The organism is Thermodesulfobacteriota bacterium (assembly GCA_039028315.1).
Taxonomy (GTDB): domain Bacteria; phylum Desulfobacterota_D; class UBA1144; order Nemesobacterales; family UBA2774; genus CR02bin9.
The window spans coordinates 1-4,684 of record JBCCIH010000186.1 but is presented as its reverse complement, the minus strand read 5'-3'; the positions used below and the strand labels follow the sequence as shown (position 1 = coordinate 4,684).

Annotated in this window: 5 protein-coding genes; 3 read left to right on the top strand and 2 right to left on the bottom strand. The window is 38.3% G+C overall.

The annotated features are described in order from the left end of the window. Both AAF462_10265 and AAF462_10260 read right to left on the bottom strand, forming a co-directional pair. Window positions 1–848: hypothetical protein (locus AAF462_10265; protein ID MEM7009505.1), on the bottom strand; the 848-nt coding region annotated here is incomplete at its 3' end. Between the two features lie 91 nt (window positions 849–939). Beyond that, window positions 940–1,380 (bottom strand): transcriptional repressor, encoded by a 441-nt coding sequence (locus tag AAF462_10260; protein ID MEM7009504.1) that lies wholly within the window; start codon window positions 1,378–1,380, stop codon window positions 940–942. A gap of 169 nt (window positions 1,381–1,549) precedes the next feature. On the opposite strand from AAF462_10260, the gene AAF462_10255 reads away from it, so the two are divergent. The 3 genes from AAF462_10255 to AAF462_10245 all read left to right on the top strand — a co-directional run. Next, entirely contained in the window at window positions 1,550–2,191 is a 642-nt protein-coding gene (locus tag AAF462_10255) for a bifunctional 4-hydroxy-2-oxoglutarate aldolase/2-dehydro-3-deoxy-phosphogluconate aldolase (GenBank protein ID MEM7009503.1), read from the top strand. 5 nt (window positions 2,192–2,196) lie between these two features. After that, window positions 2,197–3,705 carry a glycogen synthase GlgA gene (glgA, locus tag AAF462_10250; protein MEM7009502.1) on the top strand — a complete coding sequence of 503 codons (1,509 nt, stop codon included), beginning with the start codon at window positions 2,197–2,199 and terminating at the stop codon, window positions 3,703–3,705. A gap of 116 nt (window positions 3,706–3,821) precedes the next feature. Beyond that, on the top strand, window positions 3,822–4,684 hold an 863-nt coding region (locus AAF462_10245; protein MEM7009501.1), incomplete at its 3' end, for a DUF6600 domain-containing protein.

Genomic DNA, 4,684 nt, shown 5'->3' with positions numbered 1-4,684 from the left:
TCGGGATTAACTCCAAGAGCATAGTGTGGCAAAAGTCCTGTAAATGCCCAGCCGCCAAGTCCAATTGTTTGTAGCGCAAGGTTCATGTTTTGGCATATAAAAGCTTGCTCAACGTTTAGTGTAGTAAGTACTCTGAGCTCTAAATCAAATAGCGAGAGCTCTACGTCTTTTCTGATATATCCTTCTTTTATCCACTTATCCAGCCCGCATGATCTGCCCCCGTTTAACTCATCTACTATGTTGAATCCGTATTTTGCGCCGAAATATATAAAAAGAAGCACCATATATTCAATAGTAGTGTTTGTTACAGGGATAAAGAATGAAGTCCCAGGCTTGTTACAGTTCCAGGCGTTAAAATCAAAAAGCCCCGGCTCGCCCTTAGGCAAGTCAGCTCTGCCGTCTTGAAGCTTAATCCTACTGTTTCTAAAGAGCTTAAGAACCCGCTCTAGTTTCTCCTCTTCTGTTTTGCCATGAAATATGGATGTCTCCCCAGTCTCAGGCATAGCGTCATGGAGTTTTAGCATATAAACCCCATCATCATTTGTGTAAAAGAGCTCAGTTGAGTGAGAGTTGCACGAGCAGGGCCAGCTTCTACCGGTCCATTGAAAAAGCCATGATATACCTGTTCTTGGAAGGTCCCCAAGGGAAAGTCCTGTCATACCGGTTCCAGCCCATATTAAATAGGCTTCCTCTAATTCAGACAATGGTATTGGATTATGCTTTGATTTATATTTTAGGTTCCCTTCTTCTATTTCCATCCCAAGACCAAAGCGCCTTGAACGACGTGTGAAAATAGAGTCCATAAATCCGAAATTAAGAGCGACCTCAAGTCCTTTGGGAATACTCATAGAGTCCTCCTGAGAAATAAAGTGAAATAAATATAGGATTACATATTACACATAATATAGGAAATTGTTCTAAAAAGAGGGGTTAGTAAAATTAATTAGACTTACAGGCAGAACATATGCCGCTTAGGAGCAGCGAGTAGCCTGATACTTTATAGTCGCCTAAGTTTTTATCGGAAATATCGAAGCTATTAAGTGATTCATCATAAATATCTTCTACTTTCTTGCAAACTGTGCAAACTATATGATGATGTGGTTCTACATTTGCATCGTAACGTGCGGCATTGTAGAGGACGTTTACAACAGAGATCAGACCTAACTTTTCAAATGTTTCTAGGGTTCTGTAAACGGTTGTAAGAGATATGTTAGGGTAATAGTCTTTAATCTTCTTATAGATCGTCTCTGTGCTTGGGTGCTGATCAGTGCTAGCAAGCTCACGGTAAATAGCTATTCTCTGAGGAGTAACTTTAATACCCAACTCTTTGCTACGCCCAATAAACTCGTCTACTCGTTCTTGTAATATAACCTTGTCCATATAGAACCTCTACGTTAATTATATCCTAAAAGTACAATAGGGTCTAGTAAATAATGCTTTTTTTTTAATAAATGCTTAATTTTTGCTATTTATACTTAAATTTAGTCTATTATTCTAGCATGCCTGTTGTATTTTTAATACTACTTGAAACAAACGGCGGGTATCTGTTATGGTAATCAACGTGAATACACTAGAACTTATCAAAAAACACAAAGTTATTGCTGTAATAAGGGCTGAAACTCCTGATGCAGCACTTGAGTTTGCCAGAGGCTGTATAGAAGGGGGGATAAAACTTGTAGAAGTTACATTTTCCTTCTCTAGAGTGGAAAGAGTAATAGCTGAACTAAGTAAAATTGACGACATTACAATTGGTGCTGGAACTCTACTAGATACAAAAATGGCCCAAAAAGCCTTAGATTCCGGCGCTGAGTTCTTGGTATCACCTCATACTGACGAGGAAATTGTAGAGCTAGCCAAGTCCGAGGGAGTCCCTACTATACAAGGGGCCCTAACTTCATCAGAGATTGTAAATGCTTGTAAGCTTGGGGTGGATATAGTAAAAATATTTCCTGCAAGCTCTGTTGGCGGACCATCCTATGTTAAGGCCATTAAAGATCCTCTGCCATTTGCCCAGATAATGACTACTGGCGGAGTTAATTATGACAATTTCATTGATTATTTAAAAGCGGGTACAACGGCTGTAGGCCTCTCGAGCGCGTTTCTTACTGAGGATAAGAAAATAAAGATTGAAACTGTTATCGAAAATTCAAGAAAAATAGTTGAGAGAGTTTCTACTCTCAAAACGGAGTAGATAAAGTGACAATCTCAAAATCAAAAAACTCTAAAAATAAGCTCAATATACTTTTTGTAGCAACAGAAATGGAGCCTTTTGCCAAGATAGGCGGTCTTGGAGAGGTGATTAGCACACTTACAAAAAGGCTCTCCGGACTGGATTGCGATGTAAGGGTAGTGCTTCCATATTACAAGCAAGTCAAAAAATATATTCGTGATCAAAAGATAAAAGTTAAGAAGCTCGATAAAACAGTACAAGTCTGTATAGACTGGCTTGTTGCTGAAGCACAGATTTATGAAGTTAAATACAAAGATGTAATAATTTACCTGCTTGAAAATGACGAATTTTTTGGCAGAGACCAGATCTACGCAACACCAAAGGGAGAGTTTGAGGACAATGATATAAGATTCGGATTTCTGTCTCTTGGAGCATTAGAAGTTGCTAAAGTACTTAAGTTTAAAACTGATATTATTCATTGCCATGATTGGCAGACTGCGCTTCTTCCGATATCACTAAAATGGAGAAAGCATATAAAAGATGATGAGTTTTTCAAAGATTCTAAAATAGTTTTCACAATTCATAACATTTCATACCAAGGACAGTTTGATAAAGGTATTTTGGATAAGTTTGGTATACCTGCGTATCTTTTTACAGCTCAAGGGCTTGAGCTTTATGGAAAAGCAAACCTGCTTAAGGGCGGTATACTTTATTCCGATCTTGTTACAACTGTAAGTCCTACATTTGCTGAAGAAATAAAAAAACGAGAGTTCGGACACGGTATGGATGCTGTTCTGAAGTGGGTCTCCAGAAAATCAAACAATCTTGTTGGGATACTAAATGGTATTGATTACGATCTATGGAACCCTGAAACAGATAAGGCTATATATAATACTTATAACCAAAAAAGTATTGAAGCCAAAAAACAAAACAGTTTAAAATTGAAAAAAGAGCTCAATCTAGTAGAAAATGATGAGTTTCCGCTTGTTACATATGTATCAAAGCTAACTGAACAAAAGGGTTTGGATTTGCTGTTAGATTCGCTTCCTCAAATTTTCGATTTAGGCTATCAGGTTGCTATTATTGGTATTGGCGATGCACGTTTTGAGCAGATGGTAAGAAGAGCAAATAGAAAATTTAGAAAAAAACTTTCAATTGCCATCAAACCAACTGAAGAGCTAGAGAGAAAGATATATGCCGGATCCGATATGATCGTAATGCCATCTAGATTTGAGCCTTGCGGACTAGGGCAGATAATTGGTCTTAGATATGGAACTATTCCAGTTGTAAGGGGTACAGGAGGGCTATTGGACACGGTTATTGACTATAATGAGGACAATAAGAATGGAAACGGTTTTGTATTCCATGAGTTTTCAAAAATTGCTCTTCTGGATGCGATGCTTAGAGCTATCTCAGTTTATGATGATAAAAAAGCTTGGAATAAATTAGTAGTTAAAGCCATGAAATCAGATTTTTCATGGAGGAAATCAGGAAAAACATATAAAGAAATTTACCAAAAACTTCTAACCAAATAATATATCTCTCTCTATTTTCAATTCCTCTTCTTCGAGCATAGTGAAACCATATTGGATCGGGGCAAGTTTAATATTGTAAAGATTCCCTCACCATGTGTGAAAAAGGAGAGACAAAAATGAGATGGAAAATTGCCGCCCTTGGCATAGTTCTTACAATTTTATCAGGAATAGTTGTTGAGCAAAAAGCACAAGCTCAAGATGTAGTTACTATCGATCTATTTTATGAGAAACTCTCCCCTTATGGAGAGTGGGGACCTCATCCTGATTTTGGATACATATGGCAGCCCTACAACGTTGGACCTGAGTGGAAACCTTACAGTGACGGGAGGTGGCAATGGTCGGATCAGGGATGGCTGTGGATATCATATGAGCCCTGGGGATGGGCCACTTACCACTACGGCCGGTGGGTCTTTGATGACTACGCAGGCTGGGTTTGGATACCCGGGACAACATGGGCACCAGCATGGGTTAGCTGGCATGAAAGCCCCGATTATATAGGCTGGGCACCTCTTCCGCCAGATAGAGGATTTTTCGTTGAAATTGGATTCGTCTTTAATTCATATAAGTCTTACTACAAACCCTACCGCTATCACAAGCACCGCTACAAAAAACATAAATATTATCATGATTACTACTACGACTACGGTCACTACAAACCACCTGCTAGACACTGCGTTTATATGCCATATCATAAGTTTGGAGATCACAAACACGCGGGCAAAGAAGCCCTTCGTCCTCAAGATCTAATTGTAGTCAGGAATTCAAGACATGTTACAAACATCAAGCGCTATGATAATAAAGTGATTAATCATGGTCCTAATAGGCAGAAGGTTGAAAGACACTTAAACAAAAAACTTGATAGACATAAAATAGTGGATAAAGACCTTATAACTGTTAGAGGGAAAAAGAATTTAAATTATGCAAAAGATAAATCCTACAACGTTTACAGACCAAAAATTGATAGACAATCCAAAAAGCC